Here is a 19,685-nt window from a genome sequence, read left to right on the forward strand (position 1 = left end):
CGCACGCGATGCGCTCGGTCGAGTTCTCTTCGAGAGCTTGCGCAACTGCGCTTCAGTAGGTCGAGACAGATCGGCCAGGCCTCGTCAACGCATGAGGACGTGGCGCACTGTGGGAGTAGTGTCGTCGATCGAACGGATTATGACTGGCGCGTCGGAAGCTCGAAGCGCTTGTTTCATGCGGGTAACACGTTTTTGTCCCCGCATGCTGGACGGCTCGCGCGCAGCATCCTTGGGCTCGCGCGCGCGGGCTTTAAGTTGCGCCTTCGGGGCGAGGGCTGCAGATCTTGGAATGCGCGACTGCGAAGAAAGGCGCCGATGACTTCTTACAATTTTCTCTTCGCCTCGTGGGGTACGTTGGGAAATCTCAGTCCGCTCTTGACAGCGGCTCGCCGATTGCGCCGGCATGGTCACCATGTCCGCCTGATCGCCGATCCGGCCATGCGGGTCGAAATCGAGGCCGCCGATTTCGAGTTCGTGACATGGCGCCGCGCTCCAATAGGCAGGGCCGCCGACCCGACCGATGTCTCGGATATGCGCGAGAGGATGCGCAGGGTCGTCTTCGAGCCTTGTTCTGCCTACGCAGCCGACATTCGCGACGAGATTGGACGCGTGCCAACGGATGCGGTGCTCGGTCTCGACCTGCTGTTTGGTGCGGCGGTCGGGGCGAAAGCATGTGGCGTGCCGTTCGCATTTCTCTCGCCTCACGTCAGCATTCGGATCCTGCCCGGAATGCCGCCCGCGACCTCCGGACTGGGGCAACCGAAAACGCCGGAGGAACACGCCGAAGTCAGGCGAGCCTCCGATGCGCTCGCGGCAACATTCAATGCCTCTCTTCCTATCCTCAATCAAGCCCGCGTCGAGTTCGGTCTTCCTCAACTTAGCGACGCTATGGAGCTATTTGACGAAGCCGATCGCGTTCTGTTGGCCATCAGCCAGGCCTTCGATTTCGAGGCGGACGCTCTTCCGGGCAATTTTCGCTACATCGGGCCTTTGCTTGACGTGCCAAGTTGGTCGAAGTCGTGGCAGGGTCCGAGGTCCCCGCGATCCGATCGCCCTCGTGCGCTGATCGCCTGCAGCACGGGTGCACAGGGCCAGCGCGAAGTATTTCAGCGCGTCATCAATGCCGTCGGCACCATTGATCTCGAAGCTGTGTTCACGACCGGTCCAAATCTGGACATAGCCGATCTTCAAGCTCTGAAGAACGTCCATCTGGTGCGCGGCGCGCCCCACGACACCATTATGAAGGACGTCTCTGTTGTCATATCTCAGGGCGGTCACGGAACCGTTACCCGAGCACTGATCAATGCTTTGCCGCAACTCATCCTGCCAATGGGACGAGACCAGTCAGCCAATGCAGCGCGGATAGAGGCAAAGGGAGCAGGGCTTCGATTGGCACCGACAGCGTCCGCGCCGGAGATAGCGGCAGCCATCAAGCAGCTGATCAGCGAACCGCAATTCAAAGTCGCAGCCCGAAGCCTTGGCCAAATCATCCAGGCTGATATCGACACTTCGCCTGTTGTCCAAGAGATGGAGATTCTCGCGGCAATCGGACGACGGCGGCGCGGCCGCGCGTGACGAGCGAGCCGAGGTGCTGATCGGGCGGTGCTCCCGGACAGTTGCCTGATCGATGCGTTGTCTTTCCCTGATGAAAATTCCTCCAAGCCGGCGACATGGCGCGCCTTGACGCCGATCAATGGAAACATGGCCCTGCGCATCAATCCAAATTCGTTCGCCTTTACCTTGTTGCTCGGTCTTCTGGCCTCCTTGCCGACATTTGGCATCGACATGATCCTGCCAAGCCTCTCGGCTGCGGCAGCCGATCTCGGCGCGACCTCTGCCGATGTCGGGCTCGCGATGAGCGTCTATCTCATGACCATGGGAGCATCGCTTCTCATCTATGGGCCGGTATCCGATCGCTTCGGCCGCAAGCCGATCATTATGTTTGGCTCTGCACTCGTTGTCGCCGCAAGCTTAGGCTGCCTCCTGTCAAGTTCGCTATCGCAGCTCCTGTTCTTTCGCGCGCTCCAGGGAGCTGGTGCATCGGCGAGCGGGATCGCCGCGGTTGCGATTGTCAACGATCTCTTTGAGGGCGAGACCGCGGCGGCAAGGATGGCCAATGTGGTGCTCGCGATCTACGTCGTCCCGATGATTGCGCCAATCGTCGGTGCTGTGCTGCTTGCGCTGGGCAGTTGGCGGACTGTTTACCTTGTGCCGCTCGCGGCAGGATTAGTGCTGCTCGCCGCAATGTCGGCCTTCAGCGAGAGCGCGACAATCGATCCGAACCTCAAGCTCGGCCATGCGACGATCCTGAAAAACTATCGTCGCGTTCTGCGGCATCCACTCTGTGTAGGCTACATCCTTTGCAACGCCGCGGCCGCGGGAGCCGTATTCGCCTACGTGACCGGTTCATCACTATTCTTCATCAATGCTCTGGGGCTCAGCCCGTATCAATATGGTGTGATCTTCGGAGCCAGTTCGCTGTCAGTCATGCTCGGCACCCGCATCAACAGGATTCTCGGCCGTTCGGGGCTATCGCCGGCGCAAGTGATTGTGACGGGCCTCGCACTCTCGACTTTCCTGGCCACCTCCCTGGTCGTCGTGATGCTCGCGGAAGGCACGTCGGCCAGTCTGGTGGTGATCGTGATCGTCGGAGTCGCATTGTCGTTCGGCTTGATCTCGCCGCACACCACGAACGAAGCCGTGCGGCCGATGCCCGAAATCGTAGGCACCATCAGTGCTGCAAGGGCTTTCGTTCAAATGATCGGCGCGGCGTTGTCGAGCGCAATGGTCGCGGCACTTTTCGACGGGCATTCGGCATTTTCGATGGCTGCCGTGATGCTTGGTTTTTGCCTGTTGGCATTCGCCATCTATGTCGGCCTCGTTCTTCCAGCCGAACATGTCGTTGAGGCCGCCTGAACGCCAACCAATTTCGAAAGGAAAGACCGTGATCTCTTATGACACGTTGGAGCCCGTTGTGTTGCGTCGCGACGGCGTACGTCTAGCGCATGTTGAGGCCGGTCCTAGTACCGGTCAAACCCCTCCGCTGCTCCTTATCAATGGCTGGACTGGCGACCACGGCATCTTCACGCCGCAGATCGCCCATTTTGCGCAGTACCGTCGCGTGGTGGCCGTCAATATTCGCGGTCACGGCGCCAGCGATGCGCCTGAGCAGGAGTACACTATCGCGGGATTTGCTGACGATATCGCCTGGCAATGCGCTCAACTGGACCTGCTCAAGCCGGTTGTGATCGGTCACAGCATGGGAGGCCGGATCGCGCTCGAACTATGTGGCCGCTATCCGGACTTGGCTTCAGGCATGGTCATGATCGACACGATTGTCATGCCGCCTCCGAGCTTGCGCGAATCTCGCGAGCTTTCCGCGTTCCTGGAAGGTATCGGCGGACCCAACTATCTTGCGGTCTTGACCGCAAACGCATGGGACATGGGCTGCGATTTCGACGATCCCACCCGGCGAAAGACGATCTACGAGACTTATGTACGTCCGTCTTGCGAGAAAACGCCACAGCATGTGGCCTATTCGATGATACGGAACGCAACCTTGAACTATGATCCCGTCCCCGCCGCTAGAGCCTGCCGGATCCCCATGGCCTATATTTCCGCAGACGTTCCGCTGGTGAACATGGCGCGCGACCTCGATCGGCTGCAGGAGATCTGCCCGCAGCTGGTCATAGCGAAGACGATGCTCGCCGGACATTTCAACACGATCGAGGTTGCCGATCAGGTCAATGCCATGCTGGATCGCTTCTTGACTGTCGGCCTTCGCCCGTGCCGACGTCGAAGCCTTGAATAGTTATGCGTCGCACCTCAAGAATCCCGTGCTCCGCTGGTTCCTCTGTCATGGTCCTGACCGGAATCAAGGTGCTGCATTGGACCAGGCTTCCTTCATCAGGGTGATCCGGTGCAGTGCGGCAATCCTGATCGACTCCGTGAGCTCCGACGGAAATTCCTTCGGAAGCTTGTCAAGAACCCGGGCGAAAGCCGGCTCGAAACTTTCGACCAGAGACTCGAAAACTGAACGGACGAGGGGAGCTCCGACACCGGACATTTCGGCCGTCTGGATGAAGTGGCGAGGCTGGATTTCGCTCATTCTATAGTGTCGGCTCTTGCCGACGGACATCGCGAGCTTGAATACCTTGGGCTGAATCTGCTTTGCATCCAGGCTCGGTTGGGCGGTCAGCACGTCGTACAGGGGGGTGAGGCGGAAACGCCCCCCAGGGCTTAAGAAGACACTGAAGTTCTTGGCGTGATCATCCGTTGCTCCAATCAGCCAGAACGCGACGGCTGCGCGCATGAATGTCGCCAGATCCTCCGCCGGCACGTCGCTACCCTTGAGCAGTTCCAGAATCTCTTTCATCCCGGGGCCACCTTCCGACTGGTATTTCCTCGAAGGCGGCACCGACAGAGACTGGCAACAATCTTCCTGGGGAAGGCGCAGCAAGCGCCCGTTGCCTGTCCAGCGTCGATCAAATCGCTGGATGATCAGGGTCCGGCGTCCCCCGAACTCGCCGATCTCCGCGTTGGCAGTCGGTATGCCGAGGCCGGACAGCAGTTTCAGACAGAAATATTCGTTCTCAACGCTGTTGGAGAGGTCAATGCCGTTTGGCAGCCTGCCAATTTGCGGCTTGAGAATGTGCGTGGTCGCGGCAGTGCCGACCGGCTTGTACCATTTGCCATCGCGGCGAAGTAAGGCGGTTTTCTCCTGCGCGCCCGCAATCGAAAGTCTGAATTCTTCATCCTCGCCAACCCCGAGCGGAGCTGTAGCGAGGTTCTGGATGATGTTGCCAATATCGGCGTCACTAACCGGTTTCCCGTCGACCTTCCCGGCCGGACCTGGATCGACCCCCTCAGGCAAAAACTGGAGCGCGCCAACGCAATCATGCCCGAGCGCGGACAGCATGCTGTAGGCGTCGATTCCACTCGCCCCGACACGTTCGGCCACGCGTCTGCGCATCGGTTCGCTATCGGGAAGCAGATTGTCGAACACGTTGACGACCGGCGCGCCGATGTAGCGGTCCTCTCGAAGGGGCAGCGAGAGAGAAATTGGAAAAGTGGATTCCCAGGCCAGCCATTGCGGATCGTACCGGAAATCGATTGCTCCGCTTGATTCACGCCGAAGCATGCCGACCAACCGTCCGTTGACGAACACATTTAAGGGAGCGTTCGCTCGTCGACGGGCCATCAGAAGACGCTTTCAATATCGGCAGCGCTCGACTTGCTGCGCGGGCGGATCACCAGTTCGAGATCAAGGGCTGCCAGGGCTTCCATCAGGGTGCGCAATTGAATTGCGGGCGCGCCCCCCTCCAGGCGGGAAACTGTTCCCTGCCGCAGGTGAATGCGCTTACCTAGATCGGACTGCGTCAGCCCGGCCTGTTTGCGAACCCGGCGCAGGACGGCTCCAAGTTGCCTTTCCGTGCGGGCAATATGCTGCGTCATATCCGGCCTCCAAGGGGGATATACGCGATCTCGTATATTAAGTAAATACACGCGATCGCGTATATTTCAGATTTATACGCAATCCCGTATAAGCATGGAATAAGCGATGGCCCATACGCACGGATCTGAGATGCCCGGAATCGGCACAATTATGCACGTCTCTGGGATCTTCCCCCGGTAACCTTTCCGCTGATGCGCATCGCGAGGAGCGATTGTCGCTCCATGGTCGGCGCCTCTGATAAAGAGGCGATGCCGCGCGAGACCAACGTCATCCGCACGCGAGCGCACCCTGCAACGTAAGGGACGCGAACTCGCGCGCGAAATACGTCTTCGTACATCAGGCCCGGGGCGCACTGTAAATCGAGGGGTGCTGGACACCGTCCCTTGGCGCGTCGCCGATGGATTCGACGAACTTAGGAGACGGCGCCTTCAAGAATGACGAAGTCGCCGATCTCCACAAAATCGCCGCTGGCAAGATCGTGGCGCTCGTCCTCCACGCGTTGCAAAGCGCCGTGATGAGGCGCGCCGCTGCCACTGTCCGAAGCCTCGTGATCGCCCGGTCGCAGAGGCGGCCCGATCGCCGGCACTATTCTGCTCGTCGTGACCGGCCACGTGCTGTTTTAGCGGCAAGACTTCGGGCGTGAGTGCGTAAGCGGGGGGAGGGGCGGAGGGCAGAGGCCGACCGCGCCGCGTCCACAGTGCTGTGCCCTGATTATTTTGCGCGCCGGCCCCCGCCTACTGCCCACTGATCCTCTGCCACAGCCAACGTGCCACCGCGGCGGGCGAAGAATTCGCGTCGCTTCCGCCGGCGCGCAAATTGGCTTCGCGCATCGCCGCGATGTCGATCCGGCCAAGCAGCGGCTTCAGTTCGGCCTGCAACGCCGCGTCATGCGCGCGCCGCGGTGCCAGCAGTAGGACCGCATCATAAGGTGGGATCGCGTGCTTGGGATCGGCCAGCGCCACCAGGTCGTATTTCTTGATCCGCCCATCGCTGGTATAGCCCGCGATGACGTCGACGTCGCCACTGGCCACTGCCGCATACATGAAATCCGGCTGCATCTGTCGTTGCGTGCGGAATAACAGGCCATAAGCCTTGTGCAGCGAGGCCCATTCAGGGCGTGAGAAGAACTCGTAGTCGCCCGCAATCGACAGCGCCGGTGGCGTGCGCAGCCAGGTCGGCGATCGAATAAATACCCAGCGCATCGGCGCGCTGCCGCGGCATCACCAGCGCATAGGCGTTCTCGAAACCGAGCGCGCCGAGTAGGGTGATATTCTGCTTTGCCAGGATCGTCGTCAACTCGGCGAGCAACGTTTCGCGCGGCGGCATATCGGTGCGGTAAAACTGGTTGACCCACAGCGTGCCGGAATAATCCACGTAGACGTCGATGTTGTTGGCTGCGAGCGCTTGGAAGATCACGTTGGAGCCGAGGCTCTCGCGCGTCGAGGCCTGCAATCCCGCCGCCTGCAACCGCTGCTCGATCAACGCGGACAGCACATATTGCTCGGCAAACGTCTTGGCGCCGACGATGTAGGTCGACGGCGCCCGCGCTATCGAAGGGGTCAGGGTGGCCGCGACCAGTGCGGCAATCCCGACGCTGCCAAACGTCGTGCGCAGGCGCCTGCGTTCGCGCAAGCCTCGCTCAATGAGCGCCAGAAGCTGATCGACCGCGAGCGCGAGCACCGCTGAAGCGACACAGCCGAACAGCACGAACACCCAGTTCTGCGTCTGCAATCCGGCGAAGATGTAATTGCCGAGGCTGGTCTGCCCGATCGGCGTCGACAATGTCGCGGTCCCGATCACCCATACCGCCGAGGTGCGGATGCCGGCCATGATCACCGGCAGCGCCAACGGCAATTCCACCGTGAACAGCGATTGCCCCGGCGTCATGCCCACACCTTGTGCCGCCTCAAGCAGTGTGGGATCGACGCCGTTCAGCCCGGTGATGGTGTTGCGCAGCACCGGCAGCATGGAATAGAGCGCCAGCGCCAGCATGGCGGGCAAAAATCCGAACGCGGAAAAGTCGAAGCCGAACCAGCGAAGCGTCAACGACGCGATGGCGAGCAGGAGCGGGTAGAACAGCGCGAGCAGTGCCAGCCCGGGCACGGTCTGCACGACGCTGGCGAGGCCTAGCAGGAGGCCACGACTCACGGCGTGGTTGCGCGCGAGGATCGCGAGCGGCAGGCTGATCACGAGCCCGAGCGCCAGCGCTGCCAAGCTGACCTGGACGTGGCTGCCAAGATAGTCCGGCAGGTGCGCCACAGCGTCGCGCCAACGCGGGTCGGACAGGAAACTCATCCCGTGCTTTCTCCCGGGAGCAGGGCATTCAGCCGCTCGGCCTGACGCCTGGGCGTGCGCAACAGCTCCGCCACACAGGGGTCGGTGTTGTTTGACAGCTCAGCTGGCCGGCCTAGCGCTACAAGCTGTCCAGCCCGCATCACCGCGATGCGATCGGCAAGCAGCAAGGCCGCCGTCGTATCGTGGGTGACCATGACCGTGGTCAAGGCGAGCCTGCGATGCAGAGCGCGGTAGTCCTCGCCGAGAATGTCGCGGGTCAACGGATCGAGCGCGCCGAAGGGTTCGTCCATCAGCATGATACGAGGACGGGCGGCGAGCGCCCGCGCCACGCCTACGCGCTGCTGCTGCCCACCCGACAGTTCATGCGGAAGGCGATCGCGATGGAGGGAGCGATCGAGACGTACTAGGTCGAGGAGCTCGTCGACCCGCGCGGCGATCTCGGCGGCGGTCCAGCCGAGCAGTCTCGGCGTGATCGCGATGTTGTCGGCGACGCACAGATGCGGAAATAGCCCGCCACTCTGGAACACATAGCCCATGCGCCGGCGCAAACCCACCGGATCGACGTCGCGCACGTCCGCGCCTTCCACCACGACACGACCACTGTCGGCGTCGAGCAGACGATTGGCAAGCCGCAACAGCGTGGATTTGCCTGAGCCCGAGGCGCCCACGATCGCCACGAATTCCCCCGCTGCAATATCGAGCGAGACATCGTCGACGGCCATGACGCGTCCGGCGTCATGGCCGTTACCAAAGCTCTTCACGACATGGGCGTAAGCGATCAGCGGTGTGAGTGCCATGGTTGGACTGAACAGGTGCGCGAGCGTCCGGAATCCGAAGGGCGCTTCATTCTGCGGTAAGTAGTTAGCGACCCCCCCGATTTGAACGACACCAGCAAGTCTACGAGACTAAAGCGGCCCGCCGTGACGCGCGGTAATGCGGTTGTTGGCTTGAGATGTCGAAATCGGTCATGGCGTCGGGCATTCCGATATGAAGCGTAGCACTATGACCCGAATAGTTCACGCTCGCCGAGCGCGCGTGTTGGTCCGTTTCGTACAAAGTTTGCCTTCGATCGGTCCCGTTCCTGCAAAGGCAAATACGCTAGTGCGAAAAGCGAAGCGGACCAGGCGGGCGCGGAGTGCGGGTGGATAGCCACGTTATGCCGCAGCTATATCGGCCTGCATGAGTCCGACGGCAAGCCGATTGCTCGCGCGACGCGTGCTCGTCGTGAGGCCTCTCAGATCTTACAGGCAAGCGATCAGTCGCCCAGGCCGCGGACATCGTCCTTCCACTATCCGTCGAGTTTACGAACTTCATATTCACGCGCGGCGGAACCGCAAAGTCCACGTCGGCCGTCCCAAATTCACGCTGCTCTGGATGCGCTTGGTAGTCACCGCACTGCTAAGCAGAGCCACGAGCTCTGAGCCTTTGCGGCGATACCACTGAACTTCTGCTGATCAGTATTGGCGCTGGAACTCTGCCATTGATCACAGACGAACGATGGCGCTGACACCAGTCGACGGCCGATCGTTTCAACCATTAGCGTTCCGTCAGGTAACCCAAGTATCGGCGTCGCCCCGGCGCGTGACGATCGTCCGTTTCGGAAGAACGAAATCGTTGCGGGCAGGCGGCGCCGTCCCGTTTGCATCGGAGATGATTTATGCGGGACATTGACGAGCGCGGGCAATCGCCCATTTCCGATCTTTGGGCCAATGAAGCTGCCAACGCCGACGCCTCTCGTGTTGGACCAGCCGCTGGCCGTACTGAAGAGCGCCAATTATTCAATGCCGTCATGGACCGCATGCGCCCGGAATCTGAGGATTCGGGTGCCTTCTTCAGGGGCATCGAGCGCTACACAGCGGTGTCCGGCCGGACCGGTCTGCCCATCGCGAGTCTCAGCCGCACTCAGGAGCGCATCAAATGGCGTGCCTTCTCTGCTCCTCGAACAGTCTCGCCCGGCACGACGGGCGAGCAGATGAGTCAATTCGATCAGGCGCGGTTCGGGACCATTGCCACCAGATGTAGTATGGAGGGCGGGCCATGGGCAACGCCGCACGGAAGAGAGCGACGAAGAACTACCGTGCGCGCCTGTACGCAGCGCGGCTTCACGCGCTTCGAAGTTATGGCCCACGAGTCCGGTCGCGATCTGATCCGGACGCTGGCCCGCGGCCTGGCCGAGGAAGGACCGGAAGCAGAGCAGGTTCGCGCCGCCGTGAAGACGGTCATCGCGGGCGAGCCCTCCAAACATGGTGCTATCCTCACCGCACTGCGTCGTTCGCCTCTGGCGGGTGCTGACCTGATCTTTCCCGCCATCGTGAAGAGGGGCGCAAGGTCGGCCCGTGAAGCGCTACCTTCTCGACACCAACATCATCAGCAACGTCGTCAACCCATAGCCGTCGGGGTCGCTGCTGGCCTGGATGGTGGCGCAGCGAGATGAAGATCTGTTCATCGCGTCACCAACCGTCACGGAAATTCGTCGCGCGGCTCTCGAAAAGCCGCGCGGCAAGAAGCGCGATGCGCTCGACACCTGGTGCTCGGGACCGGAGGGGCCTCAGGTCTTGTTTGCGGGGCGCATCCTGCCGTTCGACGACTGGGCCAGCCTGGTCTGGGCTCGCCTCATGGCGGAGGGTGAGGCCGCCGGCCGTCGCGCAGTGGGCATGTCACCGCCGCCGTCGCTGGTGCGAATGACTGCGTCGTGGTTACCGATCACGAAAAGGATTTCGTCGGGCTACAGATCGTCAATCCGATGCGCGAGGGCGCATCATGAACAACATTAGATCCATTGACATGATGTTCCTCGGCTTGGCTGCGCTAGAAGCGCATGCGCGCGGCTACGCTTTCGAAAAAATCTTTCCACGATCTGTTCGATCGCCTATGGCTTTGCGCAACGGCAGCCTTTCGATTAATGGGCGAACAGATCGACGGCAGATTTCAGTTCGGTAACGAGACCTGTCTCGTCGAAGCCAATTCGGCAGTCGCGACTGCGCATAAGTATCGTGTCGAGCATTACTCCACTCATCTCCCGTATGTCCCCATGCCCGACCTTTACGGGGATGAGCAGGAGCGCTGGATCATAATCATGGTACCGCCGCTACGCGGCGGCTATTGTCGAGCCTGACCGCTAGGTCCGCACTGCGGTATCTTTCTGAACGAAAAGTCGCGCCGCGCTGTCTACCAATTCTTTCGGTAGCATCCTTAGCTGCTCTGTGTCGAAGGGCAGGTGGGTCAGATAGTTCGCGACCAGAGCGCCCACGGCTTCCGCCTGTGCTGCATCTCGTTGGCGCTTCAGTGGCTCCCTGTTCGCGCGACCGGACAACCAAAGCTTATGGGCGGCCCAGGCCCGCGGATCTGGAGCGGCGATGCGAACCGGCTCGCCCTTTTCGTCGATTGCGACCGCCTCGAAACCCGGAGAATTATGTAGCCAATCGAGTCCTTCGATTTGAATGGCAGAAGGAACTTCGGGGTCCGCGCCGATCTTGCCCGGAACCTCCTTCCAAGGACGACTCTGCATGGGCTTGATCAGATCGACGAGATAGCCATCCCGGTTCACAGCTCGACATGGCTGCTTGGCGCGTTCGAAGCTGGTGTCGACGCGCTGAAGTATTCTCAGCAGTGAAGATTCGGAGACGTCGTCATCTCCCACGAACGTAAGTCCGCCACGCGCGTCGAACAGAAGGTCGATATGTTCCGTCGTAGCCAGGCCTGAATCGATCCTGACGCCGGAGGGGGCCTCATAACCGTACATCGCGTTCGTTCCGAGAATCCGAATGCCCGAACCCAGCACCCCGAAGCCATCGAGGGCGCGCATAATCCGGGCTCCGATCAGCGGTACGCGACCGAGGCCGAGCGCGCGATTGACCGCGGCTTGGCGCTCCATCGTATCGCGCAAATTCTTCAATCTGTCTTCCGCCGCAGCACGCTTGGCCTCAAAGTCGGCCTTCATCTTTTCGGTTCCGGGAGACCGCGCCCCGAGGGAACTTTGCTTTCGGCGGCATGCTTTGTCGTAATAGCTGCGGACGAGGTATTCGTGGCCTTTGGACTTCATCCAGGTCAGGGAACCGCGATGCGCGGCATGGATTCCCTTAGCGTCTCGCAGGGCCTGAAACCGTTGCAGGCTGTTCACCATCTCGCGGCGCTGATCGTTATTAAGTTCTTGAAAATACACGGTTTCAACATTAGGTTCTTGGCTTGGTCCTCACTGTTGAAACCGTATTTATCATTCGGGATCTGGCTTCAACAACTTGAGCGAAATATGACGCAACTGTTGAAACCGGGAACTGTTAGCTACTCTTCGGGCCGCTTATGCCGCATTGGGGGCGATATCGAAGGGGAGCGCCCGGCGAAGCCGAATAGGGAGGCGCGGCCGCAAAAACCCACGGTCAGTATGGCCGCGAGTAACATGTCGTTCGCACATAGCCGACTGTCGTGCGCTCCGCATCGTGTCTCAGGCCATAGCTACCCCGTTTGCGGCTGAAGGTCTTGCGACGCGGGGCACGAATTCGACTGCGCTGAACGAACTCGGCAATCGGCTGGTCCGGCATTTCCGCGCCGCTCGGCTTGAAACGCATGGGCCTCCTCGACGGACTCGTCCCGGTCGCGGGAGCGCCGGCAGCTTTTGGCTTTCCCGATCAAGCTAGCTGAAGCCGCCGACGAGCCACTTCGATGGCCACGCCGAGAATGAGCACATCTGCCTGCAACTTGCACGCGAACTCGCGCTGCCCGCCGCCGAATCTAGGGTGATGCGGTTCGAAAAGGAAGTCGCGATCGTTGTTGAACGCTACGACCGGCAAGCCAGTGGGAACGACATCATCCGGGTACACCAGGAAGATATCTGCCTGGCCATGGGCATCCTGCCGACCAGGAAATACCAGAACGAGGGCGGACCAACGCCTGCAGATGTGATTGAGCTCTTACGCACTCGCTCGACGGACCGCGCGGCTGACCTTGAGACGTTCGCCAGGGCTTTGGGCTTCAACTGGCTCATTGGAGGCTCCGACGCCCATGCCAAGAACTATTCCTTGCTTCTGGCGAGCGGCCCTCACGTCCGTCTCGCACCGCTGTACGATATAGCGAGCATTCTTACCTACGACCGCATTGACCAGCGAAAAGTCAAGCTCGCCATGAAGGTCGGGGGCGAATACAAGCTCGACCAAATTGGTGTGCGTCAATGGCAGAAATTTGCGCGCGAAACGCGCGTTGATGCGGACGAGCTTATTGCAAGCCTGGTTTCCATGGCCGAACAGATTCCCGACCGCGTGGCGGATATTCACGCGCGCGCTCACCAGGAGGGGTTAGATTAACGCCGTCGTCGGGCGATTGTCAACCTTGCTGCGTAAACGAGCCAATGACTGCCAACGTCTACTAAAGAGAACCTAGTTTTCGGCGAAGCAGGTCAGTGCCGGCAGCATCAGCGCCAGCATGATGATCGTCGGCGTCGCGATCGATACGGCGATGATCGCGGCGATCGCCGTTGGCATGACCGGCACCGCAATCGCCGGACCGCGATTGCGGTGATCTGTCCTTCCACAAAGCGGCTGCGCTTCATGCTCTGGTCCTTTGGCCAAAGCGAATTTAAAGCCGGGTTAGGCGGGTTGCGGCAAGTCACCGGGGCGTAAAGAGCAATGCCCACCGATCTCGCGTACTTGATCCAACTGGCTTTCGCTTTCAGACGCTGACAAGGATCCCGATTTCGCGAAGGCGCTTGATGCGAAGCGTCACGGCCTCGGACATGATTGCAGAAGCGCCTTCATGCCATCAAGGCCTGGTTCGCTCTTCGGCAGCTCGATCGATGCGGCATTCCAGTTCGGCGGGACCTGCCCAAGTATGTTACGAACGAAGTAGTCTAGGAGCTTGAGCTGGGTATAACGGCCGGGCGTTCCGTGATCGGCGCCGGGCACATAAAGCATGTCGAAGTATTTTCCCGCCCTGATGAGCCGATCGGCAAGCTGGAAGGTGGAGGACGGATCGACGTTGCGGTCCATTTCGCCGACAATGAGCAACAGCTTGCCCTGCAGCCTGTGGGCGTTGTCGATGGCGGAGGATTGCGAATATTCGATGCCGACCGGCCAACCCATCCACTGCTCGTTCCACCAGATCTTGTCCATCCGGTTGTCGTAGTTGCCACTGTTGGCCACGGCCACCTTGTAAAAATCAGGATGGAAGAGCAGCGCGCTCACTGCATTCTGGCCGCCGGCGGACGTGCCAAAAATGCCGACGTTGGAGATATCGTACCACGGATACTTCGCGCTCGCCGCCTTGTGCCAGAGGATGCGGTCGGGAAGGCCTGCGTCCTTCAGGTTCTTCCAGGCGATATCATGGAAGGCGCGCGAGCGGTTGTTCGTCCCCATGCCATCGATCTGGACGACGACAAATCCCAGCTCGGTGAGCGGCTCGACCCACGTCGAGAAGGATTTCGGAACGAAAGAGCCCTGCGGGCCGGCATAGATCCGCTCCACGACCGGATATCTCTTGTTTGGATCGAAGTTGGCCGGCAGGTGAATGATGCCCCATATATCGGTCTTGCCGTCGCGCCCCTTGGCATGGAAGCTGAGCGGCGGCTGCCAGCCGGCAGCGCTGAGTTCGGCGATGTCGGCACTCTCGACATCCATCAGTTTGGCATTATCGCTGGCGCGATACAGCACCATGTGCGGCGCGACGTCGATGCGGGACCATAGGTCGACATAGTAGCGGCCGTCAGGCGAGAATTCGATGTGATGATTGGCCTGCTCAGGCGTGAGCGCAGTCAGGCCCTTCCCATCGAAATCGATGCGATAGGCGTGGACGTAGTAGGGATCCTCCCCTGGGTTCATCCCGCTGGCGCCAAACCAGATCTGGCGCTTGATCGGATCGACATGATAGACCGCGCGGACCACCCAATCTCCTTTGGTGATCTGGTTTTTGAGTTCGCCGGTCCGGCCGTTGAACAAATAGAGATGCTCGTATCCATCGCGCTCGGAGGCCCAGATGATCTCGTTTCCGTCGTCAACGTCGTAGCGGAAGATCTTTCCACTATGCGGCTGGTTCACCAGAGGATGGTAGTCGACAAAGGTTTGGCTGACCTCATCAATCAGAGAGCGCACGTGGCCCGTGGCGGCGTCTACCGCGACAAGTCGATAGAGCTGATGCCCACGTTGATTGTAGTCGAAGGTGAAGCCGCGCCCGTCCTCCCACCATTGGATCGGCGAAAGTTCATAGGGATTTGGAAACAGGGTATTATCGATTGGGATCTCGCGCTGGCTGACGATGTCAAACAGCACCGGCTGGGGCAGTGCCAGGGCATCACCTGGCTTCGGATACAGCATCGTCGAATGTCTGGGTTGAAGCTGATCCCTCGGCGATGACTCCACGTAATGGATCTCTCGCTTGTGGCCCGAACGGATGCGGTAAGCCGCGAGGTGACGTGAATCTGGAGACCATTTCAGCGTTGAGACGGCATAGTAGTCGCCTTCGGATCCGTCAAAGGTCAGTGGAATGTCCTGCAAGCCGTCCTTGCTGCGCAGGACAATATTGTAGTTCCTGGTATAGGCCAGCCATTTGCCGTCAGGCGATACGCTTGCCTTGTGCGGATCATTCTCCGCGGGCGGCGTGTGGTCGTAGTAGCTCTGCTGATCGGCGTCCAGGCGCGATGCGTTTCGTGTGCAGGCGTAGCTTACAAGGTCGCAGCTCCACCGGATATTTTCAATGCTGAAGTCGACCTTATTGTCGGTCAGCTCGAAACGGGCGAAGGGCAGGTCGTCAGCCTTATAGTTCTTGTGGCTCGCCCTGTTCAGAGCCTTCGCGAGGCGGGCCTGATCAAAAGCCGGCTGCTTTACGCCAGTTGCCGCATTCACCAGCATGAACTGCTGCTTGCCTTGGGTTGTCCGTCGGTAGACGAACGCCTCGCCCTCGCGGAGCCAGAACGGTTCGTCGGGGATATTCACGGTGAGCCGGCCATAGCGAGCGCCGATCGTGAGCGCTCGCTCGTAATCGGATAGCGCCAGCGGTGGTTTAGCGATGTCCTCGGGCAGAGTCCGCGCGGCTGCCGAGTCCTGCGGAGCCAACAGCGCAAGCATCAAGGCGCCGTACTTGTACATGATCCCTCCTGTTTGTATGTCGATACCGGAATACTGGAATTGAGCGCCGCCAATCACGTGCGGCAGCGTCGATGTCTTCTTGGGGAGGGCCGCTCCGGCCTTCTTGCGCATGACGCGACCGCGAACGTTGGCTCGAGCTGGGCAGAATCACACTGCGCACTTGCGGACATCTGGATGGGCGGTTCTGGTTGCTCTCAAGGCGAAGACAGCCGATGAAAACGCAAGCGCCGCCGACGCCGGTATTCGTCTCGAAGATCGGTAAATCCCACCCGACGAACTGCTCCCTGTATCGTGACCGCCCCGGTTCGTTCGCTGCTCGATTAACATGAACGTTTCATGGCCTCCGTCGCCGTTCTGCGCTCTGAGCGGCACGTGTCCGATCTGCTGTATGCATTCGTCATGCCAAGGTGCAAACGCAACAAAGTCGTCCGCAACGGCCAATGTCCGATATCCGGGATCGTCGTAGATCGGACAATGTCACTCGACATTGCTCGGCCGGCGGTGGCATCACGGAGCGTGCGGCCACCACAATGCGCCGTGACCGCACCTAGACCTCATCAACGTGTTCATGCGACGTCTGCGGCTGCTCGGCCGGCCCGATCAGCTGGAACCTCGAGGTCGTTGGTATCTTCGCCTTGGACGAGTTTGGCGATCGCGTTGGCAAAAGCTCCGATGAGCACCGATCAGGTTCGGGATATTCACCGGCTGAACGCAAAAAGACGCAAGTAACCAAGGACCCTGGTGCCACGTGCTCAGCGATCCATCGCCAACACACGGGTCCGCCGCTCCCTTCGACCTCGAGCGGGGCAAGTTGGCGTGCCCAAGGCCTATATGGCCATCGCCCTCGTGACCGCCGTAGGGCTGTAGTCTCCTTGAGAAAAACCAAAGAATTCGCGCATCTCGGTGAGTTGGTTGTCCATCATCACGACGCCCGGCTGCACGTAGCAGCCGCGCGCTTGTGCGGTAAGCAGCAGCGGGGTCATCTGGGGATGAACGACAACGTCCCCGACCAATGCCCAAGACACCAGATCAGTGCAGTCGATCGAGATCGGATCATCCGGTTTCATCCCGATCGGACTGGCATTCACAATGAGATCGTATCCTCGCGCCGATGCTGCCGAAATCCCGGACGGGATTCCGGCTGCCTGAAGTCGGCTCGCGAGAGCGCGCGCGCGATCTGTCACGATGTCCGCGACATGGACAGAGGCCGCCGCCGCCTCTGCAATAGCGAAGGCGATCGCAGTGCCAGCTCCTCCCGCGCCAACGATGAGCGCACGACGTCCCTCAATGCGTTGACCGGCGCCCAGCAATCCCCTGACGAACCCGACGCCGTCGAGAATGTCTGCATGCCAGCGGCCTTGGTCGTCCCGCCGCATGACGTTCACAGACTGCACCCGACGTGCCCGGTCTGTATGGATGTCCGCATGGTGCACAGCCGCCAGCTTGTGCGGGATCGTAACGATCAGACCGGCCAGGTTCCGGATCGTTTGCAGACTCCTGAGGGCGGTCTTCAGCTCGGCAGGCTTGACATGGAGCGGGACGCAGACCGCATTGAAGCCATTTGCGCGAAACAGAGCGCTCCAGACTTCAGGCGCGCGCACCTGCTCAATCGGATCCCCAACAATACCAAGGAGCTGCGTCGAGCCGTCAATGATCTTGCGCATCAAGCCTCCGCTTGCGAACTGAGCCCGCAGTTCGCTGAAGGACGGGCTACGGTTCTTCGCGAGTGCCGGCGCGCAGCCCGCCGTCGGGTTCTCCTGCGTTGAGCTTGCACCGACCAGCAGCGCCAGGCTGTGCCCGTGACCTGAAGATGCCGTCGCGGCAAGTGTCGTTGCGGAGCACGCGCGTCAGCCGATGTTGGCTCAGGACGACAAGATGGCTCGCGGAGCCGTTGACAGGTGTCGAAGTCTTGGACGAGCGGACGGCCGCGATCACGATCGGCGCGACAATCAAATCTTTCGATCGACACAGGAGCTAGACCTTGGCGAGCGACGGCAACGGCCCGGACGGATTTCATCAACAGTCTCGCATGAGCGGGATCTCCTGTCGAGCGACGATCCCGCTGGTCAGCAAGCGCGCAAGCGCAACCGCCACATTTGAGCTGCGGGCGCTCCAGTCGTGAGACGCCACCGGCCAGCCTTGAGGACGTTCGAGCTCGTCACCAAAGACGACTTTCTTGACTTGGCGATTCATCTCGTCTTGTCCAAACGGCGTCGAGGTAAAGACACTATGTGTGTCAGGAGTCCGACAATGGACGCCCAATCTTCGGGCGAGGGACGTGATGCTGCCCTCTCAGGCAGGCTTCTGACAGTGTCTTTTGCGGCATGCCGATTGCTCCGACATCCCCTGATGGAGCCGTTATGACCCAGACAGTCCCAACCGATCACTGACGTTGGATTTCTGATGGAACTTGCTCGATCTCAGTTGATCAATCCGTTGAAGGCAGCTTCATGGATCGAGGCGTTGTCATGTGACTCGAGCGCGTCATTGTTGCGCGCGCGGCGGCGTCGGTCCTTGAGGGAAGCAAAGAGCGCCCAGGCACTTGCCGGCGGCGAGCTCTTCCATGAGATGGAGCCGTGCGCTGGCACTGACCGATGCTCGAGCCGCAGAGCGAAATGCGGGTCGATGATTTCGGCGCTCGTGCGAGAAACCGGAAGTGGTGGTGTTGAAGCAGCTTGAGAGCGTTTAGATCATGATTGTAAGGGGGGGATGAACTCATTGCCAATGCAATGTCTGAACATTATGGGCCCGGCAATGACGCCAGTTGACAGAGCGTGCGACGTCCAGTGAGCGAGATATTGACAGGTTCATCGTGGCGGACCCTGGCGCACGGCACAGCATGGACGGCAAGGTGTTGCTCAGTTCGACGAGAGGAAGTCCGTCAAGCTAACCAACGAGGCCACGCCACCCCATCTCAGCACGATATTTCGCATGCAGCACCCTTGTCGGGCTTTGAATCTTATGGAGGAGATCACGCCCACCAAAGGCCTATCGAAGCTCGCGTCGGCGGCGGAAATGCATAGAGCCGACGAATTGCTCTGCCGTTCACTTCGTGCTTGCACGCTAAGCGCAGTCCAAAAAAGCGGCGGTGGACACATTGGCTCATCGCTTTCGTTGATCGAAATCCTCTATTGCCTGTTTTATCGATTTCTGCGCATCGATCCGCTGAAACCAGACGATCCCAACAGAGATCGCTTCATTTTGAGCTCTTGCCAAGGAGCTGTGGCGCTCTTTGCCGTCATGCAGCTTCGCGGGTTCTTGCCGCCATGTTCGCTGGAGCGGTTTCTCGCGCCTGGTTCTGAACTGACGATGTTTCCAACCACCCGGATACCCGGCGTGGAGATGACGGGTGGATCTTTAGGGCACGGGATCGCGTTTGGAATCGGAACGGCGCTGTCCGCAAGACGATATGGTCAATCCTACTTAACCGTCGTGCTTATCGGCGACGGGGAAATGAACGAAGGATCCATCTGGGAGGCAGCCCTGGCGGGCAGCCACCTCAAGCTGAGCAATCTTCTGGTCATCATCAACCGAAATCGACTTCAGATTGACGGCCCAACCGAATCGATCATGGCCCTTGAGCCCCTGGCTGAGAAATGGAAATCGTTCGGTTGGAATGTGCAGGAAACCGACGGACACTCGCCATCGAACATCTTGCGCGCGCTCGATCTTGCCAGGGCCAACGCTGAAACGTCGACATCTCCACAGATCTTGATTGCGCACACGACCAAGGGGCGGGGCGTATCCTTCATGGAGAATTGCTTGGATTGGCATTACCGCGTTCCATCTGAGGCGGAGTACGAGATGGCGATCAAAGAGGTGGAGGCGTGCCGGTGCGCTGGCGGTCAATAACCGCCGTGACCTGC

Annotated in this window: 12 protein-coding genes and 3 pseudogenes; 7 read left to right on the plus strand and 8 right to left on the minus strand. The window is 60.2% G+C overall.

Going from position 1 to position 19,685, the window contains the following annotated elements; genetic code table 11:
- Positions 1-315 precede the first annotated feature (315 nt).
- From P6U30_RS11295 to P6U30_RS11305, 3 genes are all read left to right on the plus strand, one after another.
- Positions 316-1,575, plus strand: a complete 1,260-nt coding sequence (locus tag P6U30_RS11295) for a glycosyltransferase (protein WP_407169193.1) — start codon at positions 316-318, stop codon at positions 1,573-1,575.
- Positions 1,576-1,701: 126 nt separating this feature from the next.
- The gene (locus P6U30_RS11300; protein WP_407169194.1) at positions 1,702-2,916 is read left to right on the plus strand and encodes a Bcr/CflA family efflux MFS transporter; all 1,215 of its coding nucleotides are present in this window, start codon (positions 1,702-1,704) and stop codon (positions 2,914-2,916) included.
- 28 nt (positions 2,917-2,944) lie between these two features.
- Positions 2,945-3,811, plus strand: a complete 867-nt coding sequence (locus tag P6U30_RS11305; protein WP_407169195.1) for an alpha/beta fold hydrolase — start codon at positions 2,945-2,947, stop codon at positions 3,809-3,811.
- 63 nt (positions 3,812-3,874) lie between these two features.
- Here the strand turns inward: P6U30_RS11305 and P6U30_RS11310 are convergent, their stop codons facing one another.
- The 5 genes and pseudogenes from P6U30_RS11310 to P6U30_RS11330 all read right to left on the minus strand — a co-directional run bounded on the left by P6U30_RS11310 (position 3,875) and on the right by P6U30_RS11330 (position 8,547).
- On the minus strand, positions 3,875-5,200 hold the full coding sequence (locus tag P6U30_RS11310) for a type II toxin-antitoxin system HipA family toxin (RefSeq protein ID WP_407169196.1): 1,326 nt from the start codon (positions 5,198-5,200) through the stop codon (positions 3,875-3,877).
- Complete coding sequence (locus tag P6U30_RS11315; protein ID WP_280973140.1) at positions 5,200-5,454, minus strand: helix-turn-helix domain-containing protein; 255 nt, start codon at positions 5,452-5,454, stop codon at positions 5,200-5,202. The genes P6U30_RS11310 and P6U30_RS11315 overlap by 1 nt, the downstream gene beginning before the upstream one ends.
- A gap of 413 nt (positions 5,455-5,867) precedes the next feature.
- A complete protein-coding gene (locus P6U30_RS11320) occupies positions 5,868-6,041 on the minus strand; it encodes a hypothetical protein (protein WP_407169197.1) in 174 nt (57 codons plus the stop codon).
- A 148-nt stretch (positions 6,042-6,189) separates the two neighbouring features.
- A pseudogene (locus P6U30_RS11325) lies at positions 6,190-7,750 on the minus strand (ABC transporter permease/substrate-binding protein).
- On the minus strand, positions 7,747-8,547 hold the full coding sequence (locus P6U30_RS11330) for an ATP-binding cassette domain-containing protein (protein WP_407169198.1): 801 nt from the start codon (positions 8,545-8,547) through the stop codon (positions 7,747-7,749). The pseudogene P6U30_RS11325 and the gene P6U30_RS11330 overlap by 4 nt, the downstream one beginning before the upstream one ends.
- Positions 8,548-9,787: 1,240 nt before the next feature.
- On the opposite strand from P6U30_RS11330, the pseudogene P6U30_RS11335 reads away from it, so the two are divergent.
- Both P6U30_RS11335 and P6U30_RS11340 read left to right on the plus strand, forming a co-directional pair.
- Positions 9,788-10,090: pseudogene (locus tag P6U30_RS11335) on the plus strand (hypothetical protein).
- Positions 10,087-10,514: pseudogene (locus P6U30_RS11340) on the plus strand (VapC toxin family PIN domain ribonuclease). Before P6U30_RS11335 ends, P6U30_RS11340 begins: the two co-directional pseudogenes overlap by 4 nt.
- Before the next feature lie 354 nt (positions 10,515-10,868).
- On the opposite strand, the gene P6U30_RS11345 reads toward P6U30_RS11340, so the two are convergent.
- A complete protein-coding gene (locus tag P6U30_RS11345; RefSeq protein ID WP_407169199.1) occupies positions 10,869-11,912 on the minus strand; it encodes a GSU2403 family nucleotidyltransferase fold protein in 1,044 nt (347 codons plus the stop codon).
- Between the two features lie 526 nt (positions 11,913-12,438).
- Here P6U30_RS11345 and P6U30_RS11350 point away from each other — a divergent pair.
- A complete protein-coding gene (locus tag P6U30_RS11350; RefSeq protein WP_407170430.1) occupies positions 12,439-13,047 on the plus strand; it encodes a HipA domain-containing protein in 609 nt (202 codons plus the stop codon).
- Positions 13,048-13,461: 414 nt separating this feature from the next.
- Here P6U30_RS11350 and P6U30_RS11355 read toward each other — a convergent pair whose 3' ends face one another.
- Both P6U30_RS11355 and P6U30_RS11360 read right to left on the minus strand, forming a co-directional pair.
- Positions 13,462-15,819: a DPP IV N-terminal domain-containing protein gene (locus P6U30_RS11355; RefSeq protein ID WP_407170431.1), complete on the minus strand. Its 2,358-nt coding sequence runs from the start codon at positions 15,817-15,819 to the stop codon at positions 13,462-13,464.
- Between the two features lie 827 nt (positions 15,820-16,646).
- A complete protein-coding gene (locus tag P6U30_RS11360; protein WP_407169200.1) occupies positions 16,647-17,483 on the minus strand; it encodes a shikimate dehydrogenase family protein in 837 nt (278 codons plus the stop codon).
- 1,297 nt (positions 17,484-18,780) lie between these two features.
- Between P6U30_RS11360 and P6U30_RS11365 the strand changes: the two genes are divergently transcribed.
- The gene (locus tag P6U30_RS11365) at positions 18,781-19,671 is read left to right on the plus strand and encodes a transketolase (protein ID WP_407169201.1); all 891 of its coding nucleotides are present in this window, start codon (positions 18,781-18,783) and stop codon (positions 19,669-19,671) included.
- Positions 19,672-19,685 lie beyond the last annotated feature (14 nt).

The organism is Bradyrhizobium sp. ORS 111, from assembly GCF_045571485.1.
Taxonomy (GTDB): domain Bacteria; phylum Pseudomonadota; class Alphaproteobacteria; order Rhizobiales; family Xanthobacteraceae; genus Bradyrhizobium.